This window comes from Nocardia vinacea NBRC 16497 (assembly GCF_000308835.1).
Classification (GTDB): domain Bacteria; phylum Actinomycetota; class Actinomycetes; order Mycobacteriales; family Mycobacteriaceae; genus Nocardia; species Nocardia vinacea.
The window spans coordinates 35,117-50,306 of sequence record NZ_BAGN01000158.1 but is presented as its reverse complement, the minus strand read 5'-3'; the positions used below and the strand labels follow the sequence as shown (position 1 = coordinate 50,306).

Below are 15,190 nucleotides of genomic sequence, written 5' to 3'. Positions count from 1 at the left end.
GGCTGGTCATGTCATAGTTTCTCGGTGTGCTCGGAGAAATCCGCTGATCACCGGACCGAATGCGGCCGCGTCGATGACGACGTCCACATGGCCGCCCGGATGTAGGTGCAGTGTCGAATGCGGCAGCATTCGATGCATGACGCGGGCGTTGGCGACCGGGATTATCGGGTCGTCGGTGCCCGCGATAATGAGCGTGGGCTGCCGGATCGCCCACAGCGCGGGCAGACTGGTCCACATCGAACCCGCGAGCAGCTGATATAGGTAGCCGCGCCGGGATCCCGCGTGCACCTGCCGATGGAACAATTCGGCGACCGGTTCGGGGTCGGTGCGCGCCGTGCCGCCGTAGATGCTCGCTGCGATCTCGGCGGCGTACTCCGGATCTCGGAACCGGCGCGGTGTGGCCATCTTGACCAGTACCCGCGGGTGGGCGGGCACCATCAGTACGCCGGTCGCCGTCGATACCAGGACCAGCCTGCGACATCGGCGCGGGTTCTGCAGAGCGAATTGTTGTGCCACCGCACCGCCCCACGACAGGCCGAGCAGATCGACGCGGTCGATGCCGAGCTTGTCGAGGACGCGGCCGAGCAACCATGCCAGATACGGAAACCCGTAGGGGAGTGCGGAATGCGGTGACTCGCCGGTGCCGGGCACATCGAAACGTACGACGGGAATATCGAGGTCGAGCCGCTCGACCAGCGGCGCGAGCACCTCGAGCCCGGCGCCGATACCGTTGCACAGCACCAGCGGCACGCCCTGTCCCGGCCGGGTACGCACCCGGATCCGTTGGCCGAATACGGAGACGATGTGGTCCCCGGCAGTGGCGGTGATCCCCTCGGCACCTCCCACGTTTTCAGTGCTCGTGGACATACGTGCCCGGCGCGGGACCCACAGGTGGCAGGCCGTCGGTGCCGAGCTGTTGCGGCGCGGCCTTTTCCGGTCCGCCGCGCTCGGCGAGCCAGGCGGCATAATCGGGCCACCAGGAATCCGCGGCCCGCTCCGCGGTTTCCAGCCATTCGGTGGGACTCTCGGTATCGGCGGGCCCGAATCGGTAGGACGCCTTGGGATTTCCGGGCGGATTGACCAGCGCGGCGATATGCCCGCTGGTCGAGAGCACGTACCGCTGCTGTGCGCTGCCCAGTAACCGCGCGCTGCGATAGGTGGCCTGCCACGGGCTGATGTGGTCGGCGATGCCGCCGATCACATACGAATCCACGGTCACCTTCGACAGATCCACCGGCGAGTGCAGCATGCTCACCGCACCGGGCTCGGTCAGCGAATTGTGCAGGCCGAGCAGCACCATATCGTGGTGCAGAGCCGCGGTCATTCGCGTGGTGTCCGCATTCCAGAACAGCACGTCGAACGCCGCGGGCGCGCGCCCCTGGACGTAGTTGTTCACCCAATACCGCCAGATCAGATCCGTCGGCCGCAGCCACGCGAACACCTCGGCCAGTGCGCGTCCGTCGAGATAGCCCTTGCGCGCGGACATCCTGATCGCCCTGTGCGCCTCCTTCTCCGCGAGCGCCGCCGCGGCGAAACCCGCCTTGGACTGATCGAGCACGGTCACCGCGAGCGTCAGGCTGGCCAGCCGATCGGCCTCGCCGATATCGGTGAGATGCGCGGCGACCATGGCCGCGAGGATGCCGCCGGAACAGCTCGCCATCAGATGGGTGCGCTCGGTGCCCGCGATCCGCCGCACCGCGTCGAGCGCCTCGACAATGGCGGCGCCATAGTTGTCGAATCCCCAATCACGGTGCCGGGCACGCGGATTGCGCCACGAGATCGCGAAGACCTGCTGGCCCTGCCGCAGGAAATACTCGATCATGCTGCGGCCGGGTGCGATATCCATGACATAGAACTTGTTGATGACCGGCGGCACCATCAGCAGCGGAACGGTCTGCACCATCGGTGTCTGCGGGGTGTACTGGATCAACTCGAACATCCGCGTTTTCAGGACGACCGCGCCCGGCGTGGCCGCGATCGTCTCGCCGACCGCGAAGGCATCCGGCTCGACCATCGTGGGAACTCGCGGCTGAACCGCGATATCGCGCAGGAATCGGCGCAGGCCGCGCACCGCGCTCAGTCCGCCGGTATCGATGAGTGCCTTCCAGCCCAGCGGGCTGAGCAGCGGATTGTTACTCGGCGAAGCGCCCTCGATCACATTGTCGAGGACGATTTTCATTCGCTCGGCGTCACGCCAGTCCAGATCGGCGTCCTTGTACAGCGTTTCGGCGGTCTCAGATGCGGCGAGGTAGGCCTGCACGATGCGGTGCAGCATCGGATTCTGTTGCCACGCCGGATCGGCAAAGCGCTTGTCGTACTTCGCCGGTTCACGGGTGGAGTCGCCGCGGGCGATAGTGCCGAGCTCCTTGACCAGCGACTGGCCGCGCTCGGCAATGGTGCCCGGCTTGCGGGCCAGAATGGCGGCCATATGCGCCCAGGAGGTGTTCGGCGTCATGCGGCGGCGCAGGCCGAGGGCCGGGTCGAGCAGGAGCAGATCGAGCGGAGCGGCGAGCTCGTCCGCGCAGCGGGCGGTGGCGGGTGGGTAATTGCGTTCGGTTTCAACGGTATTCGTCACGATGGCTTCTCCGGGGTAGGTAGTTCGACGGTGCGTGGGGTCACATGTCCATGCCGCCGTTGACGCTCCATACCTGGCCGGTGATGAAGGCGGAGGCGTCGGCGGCCAGGAAGTGCACGACCCTGGCGATCTCCTCGGGGCGACCGACCCGTCCCACCGGGATCTGGCTGGTGAGCTTGGTCATCACCTTCTCTGGAACGCGGGCGGTCATCTCGGTGGCGATCAGGCCGGGCGTCACGGCATTGACCGTGATGCCGGTGCCGTAGTCGGTGCGCATGCCGGATTCGGCGAGCTGGTAGGCGGCCTCCTTGGCCAGGGTCTTGGTCAGCCCGAAGAGACCGGACTTGGAGGCGGCGTAGTTGGCCTGGCCGATATTGCCGGTCTCACCGATCACGGAGGACACATTGACGATGCGCCCGGACCCCCGCTCGACCATGTGCGCAAGCGCGGCCTGCGAGAGGAAGAATGCGCCGGACAGGTTCACGTCGAGCACGGAGTACCAATCCTCCTCGGTCATCGCGGACACCGTCTTGTCCATGGTGATACCCGCGTTATTGACCAGAATGTCGAGTCGCCCATGAGTTTCGATCACCTCGGCAATGGTTCGGCGACAGTCGGCGGCGGAGCCGATATCGCCCTGATGGGCCGAAGCTCCGGCACCGTGCGCGCGGGTCTGCTCGGTGAGGTTCGCGACGAAACAGTCGGCGCTGTCCTGGTTGCGGCTGTAGCCGACGGCCACTGTGGCGCCCTGACCGGCGAGGCTGCGGGCGGTCGCGGCGCCGATACCGCGGGTGCCGCCGGTCACGAAGGCGACGCGGCCGGTGAGTTTTCCGGTGCCGAGCCCGAGCTCGGGGATTTGTTGAACGTACGAAGTGGTCATTCTTGACGCTTTCTGGGTGTTTCGAATTCTGTGCGCCGCGTCGTTGCCGGCTGAAATAACTGTCATATGGAATTGGGCCCGGATCATCGTCTTCTGGAGACGAGAACCGGAGAATTCATTGGCACGCGGAGACAGGGCGTGCGGATCGTCGGTGATGCTCGGTTCGTACGGGTCGCGGGTGGTGTGGAGATATGGGGAGTGCCGAAAGGTTCATGGACAATTCCTGGGCCGGCGGTTTCGAAGGGATACGCCAACGGTAGGAATCGGACACCTGGTAAACACCGTCGCGAAAATACGAAGTCCGCGGCCGATGTTGTCGCAGGAAGACAAATCGCATCGGGGAATCGATCACCCGGGTCGTGGCCGCGATCTACTGTTGGTTATGGCTGACCGGCGGCGGTTCGACGAGGACCGCCTCGATATCGAACTGGCCCTGCTGTTGTGTCACTGGTTCGGCTCGGCGGTCCTGTGGTCCGTCGATGACGGTCACATCACGAGCGATGGCGTGCGTCGTCGCGCTACGTCCTGAAATGCGAACGCCCGAACCGAAATTGGACGAAACAAGGCTGCGGTCGACGGCGTCGGATACGAAAAAGGCCCCGGCGTAGATCGCGCCCGGGCCTTTCTCAGCGACGGAATCGGTGTCAGGGAACGACTTCGACGACGTCACCGGGGTTGAGGTAGCGGTAGGTCGCTTCGGCGCCCTCGGGGGTCATGCGGATGCATCCGTGCGACTGCTCCTCGATGGGGCCGATATGGGTGGCTATATCGCCGTTGAAGAAGACCGCCCACTTCATCGGAGCGTTGTGCATGGTGCTCCAGAAGTCTTCGCGCTTGAAGGCGACCTTGAAGACGCCGGGCGGCGTCTCATATCCGGGCCGCCCGTGCGAAATCGGGGTCGGACCGTAGGTGACCTTGCCGTTGTCCATCAGCCAGGCCTCGTTCGTCGACAGCCGCATGCACATGCGTGCGGTGGTGCCACACGGTGCGACGATCGGAACCGGCGGGATGATCGCCGGTGTGCCGATATCCGGTCCACCGGGCCACAACGGTTCGGCCTGTGCCGTCCCCGCCATCAGCAGACCTGCGGAAACGGCACCGACGAGTACTGCGGATCTGACCGACCAGTCTCGAAAACGTTTGCTGTTCTTCACGCTTCTGACCCCTCTAACCCGTGCCGGCACCCTGTGCGCGGATCGCCAGGGTGTTGATGGGACCAACTTCGTCGCGACAAGCATAGAACCGGCATGAGGTGAAAGTGATCATTTCCGCATTCGACCTCGGAGTCTGTGGAACCGGACCGGTGTCGACATAAGAGACGGATCCGGCGGCATAGACTCCAGTGGAACGAAAGGATCCCCGCGCACATTGCCCGGGTCCCAAGTACGCTCGGAGTGTCGAAATATGACGCGACAGATTGGTTTCCGTATTAAGGGGGAACAGTGGACGCGCTGAAGCTCGACCCGGCGGCGATGGCCGCCTACACCACGATCGCGAATACGGTGTCGCAACAACTGGCCTCGGCGTCGGAGGTCGCGGGTGGCGCGGTGAATCCCGAGCGGCTGGTCGCCGACCTCGGTCAGGTCGGTGCCGGATTTGTGGCCCGGTTCACCGAGAAGGTGAACGAACACGTGCAGGCGCTCTCGACCGCAGGACAACTGGTCGCCGCGTACGGGCAGGTGCTGCGCGACTACAGCGCGGACATGCAGGGTATTGATGTCGATTCCGCGGGCGCGCTTGCCCGGCAAGGAGAGGCGCTGCCATGAGACGACTGCTTCGACGGCGGCCTGTGAACAACGCCGCCGATACTCCCGTCAGCACGCCCGTTGATCCGAACGTGGATCCGCCGATCGTAGCGGCGCTGGTCGAGCCGCTGCTGCAATTGCGCGCTTCGCTCGGCAGCGGCGTCGCGACTCCGGACCAGTCCGTCGTCAACGCGCTGTCCACCGCGTCCACCCAGGCCGCCGATGCCGAGGGTCCGCACCGCGAGGGCCTGCACGCCCTCGAATCGACATGGACCTCCCGCGCCGCCGACGATGCCGTTCCGGCATTGCGCACCACGCAAACTCAGATCGGTGATATCACCGATCGCGGCCCCGAGTACCTGTCGGTGCTCGGCGACGCCCATGCCACCAGCGCCCGCGCCGCGCAGAAGGTGGATCAGATCATCGCGGACTTCCGTCGCGACGCCAAGCAGATCATGAGCACCGCGAGCGCGTCCTCGGATTCCGATGCGGTAATCGCGCGCGCGACCCAGGCGTTGCGCGACGCGGTCACCGCGGTCAGCACGGCGCAGTCGGAAATGAATGACCACACTGCGCGGTTGGATGCGATGGGACCGCTCACGGTGAGCACACCGCAGGGTGTCGGCACGACCCAGCAGACGGTGGTGCCGGGTACGACGAACGGCGTGACCACGGCGGGCGTGACGACAACGACGCCACTGGATCCGGTGCAGGCGGCCCAACTCCAATTGCAGCAGTACTTGATCAACGCGGGCGTCTCGGTCGGCACCGCGGCCATCGATGCCGGAGTCAATATCGGCACCCACCTCATCGATAAGATCGCCGAAGTCGGCACGCACGCCATGGACACCGTGGCCGCGTCCGCGGATAAGGTCATCGATAAGGCGATTCCCGAACTCATCCATCCGGGTAGCACCACGAATTCGCCCACCGGCGGTGACAGTGCGAGCAAGCCCACGAATGTCATCGACTTCGGTGGCGGATCTGGGCAGTCGTCCAAGCCGGCGCCGAATATCGGTACCAACTCGGTGATCCCGCCCAACCTGGACGGTCCGACCGCGACGAAACCGGCACCCGCACCCGCGCCGCAGGCACCGGCTGCGAGCGCGGACGCGCCGCCGTCGCGCCCGTCTGGGCCGGAACCGACGAATCAGCCTGGCACCACCGGTGGTGGTCTGGCGATGCCGCCGTCGTCGCAGTCGGATGAGGACCGCCGACCACGTGACGGTCAACTCGGCGTCACCGTGCCGACCGTATTGGCGACCGTCCCGCCTGCGGTGATCGGCGAATTCGACGATGACGAGCTCTGATTCCGGCTCCTCGAGCCAGAACCAGGGCAATCCGTTCGACACCGGGCTGCCCATGGTCCGGCCCGCCGCTTCGACCCCGAAGCGGCGCCGTCGTCCGAACGTACGCCGCGGTTCGGGCCAGCACCGGACACCGCTGGCCGATGCGCTCGATCCACCCGAGCGGCCGCGCCGTCCGCGGCCGGCCGGGGATTGGCAGGAGTGGCTCGAACCGCAGCGCCCCGCGGCGGCGCCACCGGAGGCGAATCGCAGTCGGCCTCCGACGCGCGCGGTCGAAGCCGAGTCCGAGCTACCGGCGGAGACCAGTTCCGTCGTACCGACGATCATCGATCGGTCCGGTGGCAATCCCGGTCCGGCACTGCGGCATCCGCCGCGCCGTCGCGATCCGCAACCGACCGGTGGGGGCAACCGCGTCGTCGCGGTGCTGATCGTGCTCGGTGTCGTGTTGGCAGTGGTGTCGGTGGTGATGTTCGTCTTCGGCGGTTCGGGCAATCACAAGCGACCGGCCGCCGCGACGACGCGTGCGGTTGCCCAGGGGACTGCCGGGCGTCCCCCAGTGACCACGGCACCCGGTGACCAGCCTTCCGTGGTCGCCACGCCGGGCTGTGAACAGCGGCGCACCGGTGATGTCATCTCCGGCACCGATCCCGGCGGCACCAGCGATGGGCCGTCGGCGATCCTCGCGTTCGAACGTGCCTACTATGTGCAGCGTTCCGGATTCGCCGCGCGCGGCGTGGTCGCCAACGATGCGAATGTGCCCGCCGCCGACCAGATTCAGCGCGGAATCAACCAGGTACCGATCGGCACCCTCTACTGCGTGCAGATCACCCGCGCGGGCAGCGATGCGGGGGAGGCGCATTGGGAGGTCCGGCTGACCCAGCAGCGTCCGGGCGAGCAGCCGCAGACCTTCACACAGATCATCACGACGCGCACGGCGGGCAATCGCACGCTGATCACCGGGATCAACGCGGGCTGACAGTCCGTTCCACTCGGCGTCGACGATCCGAATCAGGCCCGCTGAAGGTCCTGTCCGGCGCGAGGCGTCAGAGGGTGCGCGTCATGAAGACGCTGTGCGGGTCCTCGACGTAGTCGGCGAAGGGTGCGCAGATCTCGAAGCCGTGGCGGGCGTAGAGCCGCAGCGCGGGGGCGAAGTAGTCGGATGCTCCCGTCTCCAGGCTGAGTCGCTGGTAGTTGCGGGCGCTGGCCTCGGCGATGACATGGTGCAGCAGGGCCGAGGCTATGCCGCGGCCGGTGCGATCGGTGGCGGTGCGCATCGACTTGATCTCGCCATGGGCAGGGTCGAGTTCTTTGAGTGCGCCGCAACCAGCGAGCTCGTCGTCCTCCCAGGCACTCCAGAAGGTGACGTTCGGTCCACGGAGCGCATCCAGGTCCAGGGCGTGCACGCTGTCTTCGGGCGAGTTGTCGTACATCTCGGCCAGATGCTGGGTGAGTAGGGCAGCGACTTCGGGACCGGACAGATCATCGACGACGATCCGCAGCACGGCAGCCGGTGCGGTTGCGGTCGGTCGGGGGTCGCCGATATCGCTGGACATCCGTCCATCATGGATCGTGCCTGCGTCGGCCCTGCTGTCTGGGTCGGTGCTCGACGAATCCGCCGGAGACCCTTTACTGTGAGGGCACTCGCCCTCACCTAGGTGGACAACGATGCCGATACTCGAGAAGTACGCGCCGCGCACGGATCGTGCCCTCACTGGGCCGCGCCGACTGCCGGTACCCCTGGGCGCCGTCGTCAGCAGAGCGGGACGCGACGCCGTGTTCAGACGAATCGGCGGCACGGCCGCGGTGTCAGAATCGGCTGCGGCCGAAGGGGTTCGGGTCGGCGAGCGGTTCGGCGAGATTGGCGTCAGGATCGAATCATGAAGTTTGCGAACAAGGTCGGGGCGCTGGCCGCGGCTGCGGCGCGTCGGGCCGCCGATGAGACCTATTACGCCGCGTTGACGGTGCGTGCCGGACTCGCGACCCCCGAACGCCCGGATCGACTCGCCCTCATGGGTGCCGCGGTGCTGCGCTCCGGACTGCTGGGCGGGCTGACAACGGTTGCCGCCCTGCGCTATCGCGATCGCGCCGCCATCATCGATGAACTCGGCCGCGTCAGTTTTCGTGAACTCGACGAGCGCAGCACCGCGCTCGCGAATGCCTGGCGGGCGCGCGGACTGCGCGACGGCGAGGGTGTCGCCATCCTGGCACGCAACCACCGCGGCTTCCACTACGCGGTCTTCGCCGCCGCGAAATGCGGTGCGCGAATCATCCTGCTCAATACCGATTTCGCGGCGCCGCAACTGCGGGAGGTGGTGACCCGCGAGGGCGCCGATCTGCTGATCTTCGACGACGAATACGCAAGTATGCTCGGCGATTTCACGCCGCGTCGGGGCCGCTACCGTGCCTGGGCCGATAAACCGGGCGTCGACACCATCGACAATCTGATCGCGGGTGCGGCGCGCACGCCACCGCGCAAGCCGCGCACCGCCGCCCGCATCATCCTGCTGACCAGCGGGACGACCGGCACTCCGAAAGGTGCGCCGCGCAGCAGCGAGCCGGCCTCACTGTCACCGCTGGGCGCCATCCTCGGCAAAGTGCCGTTCCGTGCCCGCGAAATCACCGAATGCCCTGCGCCGCTATTCCATACGCTCGGGTTCGCGCACGCCGTCCTCGCGGTCGGCTTCGGTTCCACGCTGGTGATCCGGCGGCGCTTCGATCCCCAGGAGGTGCTGGACAGTCTGGACCGCCACGGTGCCACGGCCATGGTCGCGGTGCCGGTGATGCTGCAGCGACTCGTCGACGCCGGCCCGAAAGCGTTTGCCGGGCGCGATCTTTCGCGGTTGCGGATCATCTTCGTCGCGGGCTCGCAGCTGGGTGCCGACCTGTGCATCCGGGTGACCGACGCATTCGGGCCGGTGGTGTACAACGTTTACGGGTCCACGGAGGTGGCCTACGCGACTATTGCGACACCTGCCGATCTGGCTGTCGAGCCCGGCTGCGTCGGCTCTCCGGTGCCCAGTACCACCGTGAAGATCTTCGATGACAACGACCGAGAGGTAAGCCCCGGCACTACCGGCCGCATCTTCGTCGGCAACAACTACCAATTCGAGGGCTACACCGGCGGTGGTGACAAGGCGCGCATCGGACGGCTGATGTCCACCGGCGATATCGGCCATTTCGACAGTGCTGGAAGACTTTTCATCGACGGACGCGATGACGACATGATCGTCTCCGGCGGCGAGAACGTCTTTCCGGGCGAGGTCGAGGAACTGCTCGCCGCGCATCCGGCAGTGGCGGAGGTCAGCGCATTCGGGGTCAAGGACGATCGATACGGCCAGCGACTGCGCGCGGTAGTCGTTGTCCGCGAAGGGTATTCGCTCACCGCGGACGAGGTGCGTGAGCACGTGAAGTCGCATCTGGCCCGCTTCAAGGTCCCGCGTGACGTGCTGTTCGTCGACGAGCTCCCGCGCAACCCCACCGGGAAGGTACTCAAACGGGTCCTGCGGGAGCTCTCGGCCTGACGGCTCACATACTGCCGAGCATCCGTCGCATCGTCTGACGCAACTGCGCCGGATCCGGCATCGCGGTACGGAACCACCCCGTCGGCGGCACCACCACCAGTCCGCCGCGCCGGTGTTCGACGCAGTCGACGATCGCGTCCGCCACCGCTTCCGGATCGGGTGCGTAACCGGGCGCGATGGTGCTGACCAGTACACCCTGTTCGGCGAGTCCGCGGTGCAGTGCGGTGCCGAGTCCGACCACCGCATGTTTGGTTGCGCAGTACACCGCGGCGCCGAGTGCGGCCGTGACGCCGATGGCCGAACCGATATTGACGATATGTCCGTGGCCCTGTTGAACGAATCGTATTCCGGCGAGCCGGGATCCGGTAATCACCGCACGGAGATTGATATCGATCTGCCGATCCGACTCGTGATCGGATTCGGCTAGAAACGAACCGGTTGGTTCTATGTCGGCGGCATTCACCACGACATCGAGACCGCCCAGCCTGCGTTCGGCGGTCGCGAGGAATTCGGCGAAGCACACGCCGTCGGTGACCTCGACCGGAAGGCCGACGGCATCGGCACCATGAATCCGATTGAGCTGGGCGGTGATTGCACGCACTTTGCCGGTGTCCGCGTCGCCGATCGCCACATCGGCACCGGCGGCCAGGAAGGCCAATGCGGCCTCCTTGCCGATACCGTAGGTGCCACCCGTAATCGCGACGCGCGTACCGACAAGGGTCTTTCTCGGCATGTCGTTCTCGCCTACCTTGGTCTTCGCTCGACAATAGCTATGACGGTAGATATGCGATAGTGCGGTTGCCATGCGATATCGGGTCATGAGATTGCGCATACCGGTCAGCTCGAGCCGAACTCGCTTGGTATATACGATGTTCGGCCAAAACCTTGCGAGTATCGGCCAGCAGCGCTCACGATGTATCCGTGGCCTCTTGGGAGTGGCGGCGGTCGGTGGCGAATGCGGCGATCCTTGCCGAGCTCGCCGATGATCACAATCTGACGCGCGCGGACCTCCTGCGCGGCACCGGTATCGATCCGGTGGTGTTGAAAACGCCCGGCGCGGAGATCACTGCGGCACAGGAACTTCTACTCGTCCGCAATCTCGTCACTTTGCTCGACGACCAACCGGGACTGGGCTTCGAGGCGGGTATGCGCACGCGCATCACCACCCACGGCGTACTCGGTATGGCGGTGCTGAGCAGTCCGACCATGCGTTCGGCCATCGATGTCGCGATGCGCTACTTCAGCATGATGACCTCGTTCGCGCGGGCCTGGCACGTCTATCACGGCGACGAGATCTGGCTCTACGGCGACGACCGGGATCTGCCCCCAGATGTGCGCGCCTTTCTCGCCGAACGAGATGTGGCGGCCCTGCTCTACAACTGGTATCTGGTGTTCGGGGTGCCGCCGCCGGTGGTGCGGGCCGAGGTCGCCGGTGGGCTGCTGTCCCGAATGCGGCCGATACTGGAGCAATTCGAGATTCCCAGCATCGAATCTCCTGATCTGCAGCTCGCGGTCTTCGACGCCACCGATATCGATCGACCGATGCCCAATGCCAGCCCGCTCACCGCGCTGATGTTCGAGGAACAGTGCGCAGACCTGCTGCAACGCCGAGGTTTGCGGCAGGGCCTTGCCGGATCGGTGCGCGAGGTGCTGCTACATCAGATGAACGGCCGCATCACCCAGGAAGATGTGGCCGAACGCCTGCACATGAGCCTGCGCACAATGCGTCGCCGACTGGCCGACGAGGGCACCTCCTACCGCCGGCTGTCCGTCGAAACCTACGGAACCCTCGCCGAGGAACTACTCGCCACCGGTCTCACCGTCGAAGATGTCGCCTACCGCATGGGCTATTCCGGCGCCCCGAGCTTCTCCAACGCCTTCAAACAATGGCGCGGCATCTCGCCGGGCCGCTTCGCCCGCGCCGCCACCGAGCGCCTCCGCCCCAGCGCCGCACACTAGCGATCAAGATCAGGTGGAACTGGTGGCGGAGGCTTCTCGCGTTTCGCCGCCCTGGTTTCCACGTGATCATTCGTCCAGTGGGTGTCTTGGGGTTTCGGGTTGGGGGAAAGGGGGGTGGGTGGGGGAGGTGGGGTGGGAGCATGGAGGGGAGGATATGGGTTGGGAGGTGGGTGTGGTGGAGTTCGCGCAGGAGTATGGCGCCTTGCGGTGGTCGGTGGTGGTGGCGTTTGTGTTCGCGGCCGCGGTGGTGCTCGGGCGATTGGCGGCACCGGACGGCGTCGGCAGGGCCGAACCCGTTCGCCTGCAAGCGGATTCGCCCGGCATGAATGCGGCGGCATGTCACGAGTCCGATGCCGCCCATCTGATCATGTGCATGGTCATGCTTGCGATGCTGATCTTTCCGATGGGAGCGGATCCGGTGGTGCTGCGCGGTGTGCTGATCGCGCTCATCATCGTCTTCGCGGCCTTACTGGTAGATCGAATTGTGCAGTGGCGCAACACGACTCGTGCGCTACCCGATGATCGAATCATCGCCGTCGGCGATCACATCGCCGTCGCGGCTGCCATGCTGTACTCGATCGCGGGACACAGTGCGGGCATGCACGCCGGCGGGCCGGCTCCCGGACCGGCACTGACACTGACCGTACTCTTCACCGCCGATGCGCTCGCCTTGATCGTCGCGGCGAGCACCGGCCGTTGCCGGCGCTGGCTCGGCCACCCGATCGGCATCCGAACCGGCCCACAGCATTCGGGTTCCTTCATCACCCGCGCACTGACATCCGCGATCGTGCCGCATATCGTCATGGACCTCGGCACGGCCTACATGCTGATCGCCGCCGTCTCCGGATAGGCCGCCCGCGCCGCTGTCTGATCAGGCGGCTGCGAGACGGGGGAATAGGGCCTCGGCGCTACCCCGATTGATCGCGTCGAGCTGGCCGGGTTCGAAGCCCTCGTAGCTCTCCAGTAGAGAGTCGAGGAGGTCACCGCTTGTTTCCGGGGCGAAGGGAAAGTCGCTGCCATAGCAGATGTGTCCGGGCGTGGCGAAGGCCAGCAGAGAGGGTAAGGCGGACGGCGTGGTGGACAGCGCGGTGTCGAAGTAGAAGCGCTGCAGGTCCGTCAGAATGCCCATGGGCGTTGTGCCGGGGTTGAACTGGGCGCCTCCGGTGAACCGCCAGGCTGCGTAAGGCAGGAAGCCGCCCGCATGCGAGAGGATCACCTTCATTCGGGTGTGCCGGCTCATCACTCCGTTGAGCGACATATGTACGGCGGTGCGGGTGGTGTCGAAAGGGAAGTCCAGCAGGGGACTCGGCATGCCCTCCAGCATCGGCATCGGCGGGGCGGTGGGGTGAATGAAAACCACCGCGGCGCGAGCGTCGAGCTCGGCCCAGAGCGGCTCGAACTCCTTGTGGCCGAGGTAGCGGCCGTAGTAGTTGGATAGCAGCACCACACCGTCGGCGTGCAGTTCGTCCAGCGCGTAGGAGGTTTCGGCGATCGCGGCCTCGACGTCCGGTAGCGGGAGACTCGCGAAGAACCCGAAGCGGTCGGGCCGGTCCTTGGTCAGCTCCGCGCTGTACTCGTTGACGTCGCGGGTGATCGCGCGGGCCTCCGCATCGTCGCCGAAGTGGGTGCCCGGTGAGCTGATCGAGAGGATGCCGGTCGCGATCGACCGGCGGTCCATCATCGCGATCGCACTCTCGGCATCCCAGGAGGGTGTGGGCCAACCCCCGGCCGTCTCCCCATGGCGGTCCATTGCTTCCCGGTAGGCAGGCGGGATGAGGTGCTGGTGGACGTCGATGCGGGAGGGAGAGGCCATTTTCGCTCGCTTACTAATATTTAGCTTGCTAATTATTGTGATGCTAGGCTAGCAGGCGTGGCAAACACGGGCAATGTCCAGCAGATCGCAGCGGATGCCGACGTAACCGGGGAGGAGATCGCGCAGGCGGCCGACGCGCTGTTCGTCGCCATGCGGCGGGCCCGTTCGGCGGGTGCCGAGCAGATCGGTGGACTCTCCCTGGCCCAGGTCGTACTTCTGGAACCGCTGGCCGGGGAGGCGGACATCCCGGTGGGACGACTGGCGAGCAACGCGGATGTCAGCGTGCCCACCGCCACCCGCATGTTGCAGCAACTGGAGGCGAAGGGCGTTGTCGTGCGCCGCCGATCCCCGGAGGACGAGCGGCGAGTCCTGGTCAGCCTCACCGACGATGGCGCCGAGCGGCTCGCTTTGCTCCGGACCCGGCTGCGCGAGCGCCAGCTCCGCGCCTACACGGCGTTCACGCCCACCGAACGGGTCCAGCTCGTCACGCTGCTGCGCCGCCTCGCCGAACTCGTCTCCGATTCCGGCCGCCATCCGCAGCCGCCGGGATAGAGCGTCCCCCGCGGTCCGATCAGTTCGCGCGGAGTCCCAGCTCGATGCCCCGGTAGCAGGCCGAGTGGACCTACCGTCGGATACTCGCGGTCTAGAGGTGGACGACCGAGTCGGCGACGACGCGGCCGCCGAGCCGGACCCAACCGTCGGAGTCCCACTCGGTGAAGATCTGTGAGCCCCTGCCCTGGGTGATGATCAGGCTGCGGCGCAGCAGCGCGGTGAGGGCGACGGCGGCGGCTCCGGTGGCTTCGTCCTCGGGGACGCCCATGGCAGGGGCGAACATGCGGGAGCGCAGGGCGCCGCGGTGCTCGTCGGTCCAGGTCCAGAGGTAATGCGAGCCGGTGGTGAAATCGTCGGGGCGCAGATTCGCCAGCGCATCGAGATCGTCGAGCTTGTGGAAGGTGAAATCCGGGGCCCATTCGCCGCGTGCCTTGATCCAGACGAGGCCGTCGGTCAGTTCGACGTCGACCGCACCTGCCGACACCTGCAGAGTCCGCACCGGCTGGCCCTGCTCGGCGAACCACCACGCGGTGCCCACCGACGGATGCCCGGCGAAGGGCAGCTCCACCGCAGGGGTGTAGATCCGCACCTTGGCGACCTCGTCGACGGGGTCCTCGACAACGACGGTCTCGCTGTACCCAGCCTTCGCCGCCAGCGCCTGGTGGTCGACCTCGGCGACATCGGCAGCGCGAGCGATACCGAGCTCGTTGCCGCCCCGCCCGGTCGGGTCCGTGAAAACGCGCACGACCTCGACCCGCGTACCAATGGCCTCTGGTTCACCCTGTGTGCCCATGTTCGCGAGCCTACCGGCCCCCGAAAAGTGATTCATGCGCCGCCG

Annotated in this window: 16 protein-coding genes; 8 read left to right on the top strand and 8 right to left on the bottom strand. The window is 66.3% G+C overall.

What is annotated here, in order from left to right:
* Nucleotides 1-6: 6 nt before the first annotated feature.
* From phaZ to fabG, 3 genes are read right to left on the bottom strand one after another with little or no spacing between them, the layout of a single operon-like run.
* On the bottom strand, nt 7-867 hold the full coding sequence (phaZ, locus tag ON44_RS21040; RefSeq protein WP_051182260.1) for a poly(3-hydroxyalkanoate) depolymerase: 861 nt from the start codon (nt 865-867) through the stop codon (nt 7-9).
* Complete coding sequence (locus tag ON44_RS21035) at nt 851-2,575, bottom strand: PHA/PHB synthase family protein (protein ID WP_051182259.1); 1,725 nt, start codon at nt 2,573-2,575, stop codon at nt 851-853. Before ON44_RS21035 ends, phaZ begins: the two co-directional genes overlap by 17 nt.
* Nucleotides 2,576-2,615: 40 nt before the next feature.
* Nucleotides 2,616-3,455, bottom strand: a complete 840-nt coding sequence (gene fabG / locus ON44_RS21030; protein WP_040692644.1) for a 3-oxoacyl-ACP reductase FabG — start codon at nt 3,453-3,455, stop codon at nt 2,616-2,618.
* A 382-nt stretch (nt 3,456-3,837) separates the two neighbouring features.
* Between fabG and ON44_RS21025 the strand changes: the two genes are divergently transcribed.
* The gene (locus tag ON44_RS21025; RefSeq protein ID WP_157187236.1) at nt 3,838-3,984 is read left to right on the top strand and encodes a hypothetical protein; all 147 of its coding nucleotides are present in this window, start codon (nt 3,838-3,840) and stop codon (nt 3,982-3,984) included.
* Between the two features lie 115 nt (nt 3,985-4,099).
* Here ON44_RS21025 and ON44_RS21020 read toward each other — a convergent pair whose 3' ends face one another.
* Nucleotides 4,100-4,609, bottom strand: coding sequence for a L,D-transpeptidase (locus tag ON44_RS21020; RefSeq protein ID WP_245567262.1), 510 nt, complete (start codon nt 4,607-4,609; stop codon nt 4,100-4,102).
* A 288-nt stretch (nt 4,610-4,897) separates the two neighbouring features.
* Between ON44_RS21020 and ON44_RS21015 the strand changes: the two genes are divergently transcribed.
* Genes ON44_RS21015 through ON44_RS46935 form a run of 3 tightly spaced genes read left to right on the top strand, consistent with a single transcriptional unit; the run spans nt 4,898 to nt 7,483 of the window.
* Nucleotides 4,898-5,221 carry a hypothetical protein gene (locus ON44_RS21015; protein WP_040692636.1) on the top strand — a complete coding sequence of 108 codons (324 nt, stop codon included), beginning with the start codon at nt 4,898-4,900 and terminating at the stop codon, nt 5,219-5,221.
* Nucleotides 5,218-6,510, top strand: coding sequence for a hypothetical protein (locus ON44_RS21010; RefSeq protein WP_040692633.1), 1,293 nt, complete (start codon nt 5,218-5,220; stop codon nt 6,508-6,510). The genes ON44_RS21015 and ON44_RS21010 overlap by 4 nt, the downstream gene beginning before the upstream one ends.
* Entirely contained in the window at nt 6,497-7,483 is a 987-nt protein-coding gene (locus ON44_RS46935) for a DUF8176 domain-containing protein (protein ID WP_051182258.1), read from the top strand. Before ON44_RS21010 ends, ON44_RS46935 begins: the two co-directional genes overlap by 14 nt.
* A gap of 67 nt (nt 7,484-7,550) precedes the next feature.
* Here ON44_RS46935 and ON44_RS21000 read toward each other — a convergent pair whose 3' ends face one another.
* Complete coding sequence (locus ON44_RS21000; protein WP_245567261.1) at nt 7,551-8,060, bottom strand: GNAT family N-acetyltransferase; 510 nt, start codon at nt 8,058-8,060, stop codon at nt 7,551-7,553.
* A 324-nt stretch (nt 8,061-8,384) separates the two neighbouring features.
* Between ON44_RS21000 and ON44_RS20990 the strand changes: the two genes are divergently transcribed.
* On the top strand, nt 8,385-10,028 hold the full coding sequence (locus tag ON44_RS20990; protein WP_040692631.1) for an acyl-CoA synthetase: 1,644 nt from the start codon (nt 8,385-8,387) through the stop codon (nt 10,026-10,028).
* Nucleotides 10,029-10,032: 4 nt separating this feature from the next.
* On the opposite strand, the gene ON44_RS20985 is transcribed toward ON44_RS20990, so the two are convergent.
* Complete coding sequence (locus tag ON44_RS20985; RefSeq protein ID WP_157187235.1) at nt 10,033-10,761, bottom strand: SDR family NAD(P)-dependent oxidoreductase; 729 nt, start codon at nt 10,759-10,761, stop codon at nt 10,033-10,035.
* A 188-nt stretch (nt 10,762-10,949) separates the two neighbouring features.
* Between ON44_RS20985 and ON44_RS20980 the strand changes: the two genes are divergently transcribed.
* Nucleotides 10,950-11,987 (top strand): AraC family transcriptional regulator, encoded by a 1,038-nt coding sequence (locus ON44_RS20980; protein WP_040692630.1) that lies wholly within the window; start codon nt 10,950-10,952, stop codon nt 11,985-11,987.
* A 154-nt stretch (nt 11,988-12,141) separates the two neighbouring features.
* Nucleotides 12,142-12,837 carry a DUF5134 domain-containing protein gene (locus ON44_RS20975; RefSeq protein ID WP_157187234.1) on the top strand — a complete coding sequence of 232 codons (696 nt, stop codon included), beginning with the start codon at nt 12,142-12,144 and terminating at the stop codon, nt 12,835-12,837.
* A 21-nt stretch (nt 12,838-12,858) separates the two neighbouring features.
* Here the strand turns inward: ON44_RS20975 and ON44_RS20970 are convergent, their stop codons facing one another.
* On the bottom strand, nt 12,859-13,800 hold the full coding sequence (locus ON44_RS20970; RefSeq protein ID WP_040692628.1) for an amidohydrolase family protein: 942 nt from the start codon (nt 13,798-13,800) through the stop codon (nt 12,859-12,861).
* A gap of 57 nt (nt 13,801-13,857) precedes the next feature.
* Between ON44_RS20970 and ON44_RS20965 the strand changes: the two genes are divergently transcribed.
* The gene (locus tag ON44_RS20965; RefSeq protein WP_245567260.1) at nt 13,858-14,352 is read left to right on the top strand and encodes a MarR family winged helix-turn-helix transcriptional regulator; all 495 of its coding nucleotides are present in this window, start codon (nt 13,858-13,860) and stop codon (nt 14,350-14,352) included.
* Between the two features lie 91 nt (nt 14,353-14,443).
* On the opposite strand, the gene ON44_RS20960 is transcribed toward ON44_RS20965, so the two are convergent.
* Complete coding sequence (locus ON44_RS20960) at nt 14,444-15,145, bottom strand: PhzF family phenazine biosynthesis protein (RefSeq protein WP_051182256.1); 702 nt, start codon at nt 15,143-15,145, stop codon at nt 14,444-14,446.
* Nucleotides 15,146-15,190 lie beyond the last annotated feature (45 nt).

Excerpts from the sequence above, each read along its gene's own strand:
- ON44_RS21025 (WP_157187236.1), top strand. The coding sequence starts at position 3,838 with ATGGCTGACCGGCGGCGGTTCGACGAGGACCGCCTCGATATCGAACTG.
- fabG (WP_040692644.1), bottom strand. The coding sequence starts at position 3,455 with ATGACCACTTCGTACGTTCAACAAATCCCCGAGCTCGGGCTCGGCACC.
- ON44_RS46935 (WP_051182258.1), top strand. The coding sequence starts at position 6,497 with ATGACGAGCTCTGATTCCGGCTCCTCGAGCCAGAACCAGGGCAATCCG.
- ON44_RS20985 (WP_157187235.1), bottom strand. The coding sequence starts at position 10,761 with ATGCCGAGAAAGACCCTTGTCGGTACGCGCGTCGCGATTACGGGTGGC.
- ON44_RS21000 (WP_245567261.1), bottom strand. The coding sequence starts at position 8,060 with ATGTCCAGCGATATCGGCGACCCCCGACCGACCGCAACCGCACCGGCT.
- ON44_RS20960 (WP_051182256.1), bottom strand. The coding sequence starts at position 15,145 with ATGGGCACACAGGGTGAACCAGAGGCCATTGGTACGCGGGTCGAGGTC.
- ON44_RS21010 (WP_040692633.1), top strand. The coding sequence starts at position 5,218 with ATGAGACGACTGCTTCGACGGCGGCCTGTGAACAACGCCGCCGATACT.
- ON44_RS20970 (WP_040692628.1), bottom strand. The coding sequence starts at position 13,800 with ATGGCCTCTCCCTCCCGCATCGACGTCCACCAGCACCTCATCCCGCCT.
- ON44_RS20990 (WP_040692631.1), top strand. The coding sequence starts at position 8,385 with ATGAAGTTTGCGAACAAGGTCGGGGCGCTGGCCGCGGCTGCGGCGCGT.
- ON44_RS20975 (WP_157187234.1), top strand. The coding sequence starts at position 12,142 with ATGGGTTGGGAGGTGGGTGTGGTGGAGTTCGCGCAGGAGTATGGCGCC.
- phaZ (WP_051182260.1), bottom strand. The coding sequence starts at position 867 with ATGTCCACGAGCACTGAAAACGTGGGAGGTGCCGAGGGGATCACCGCC.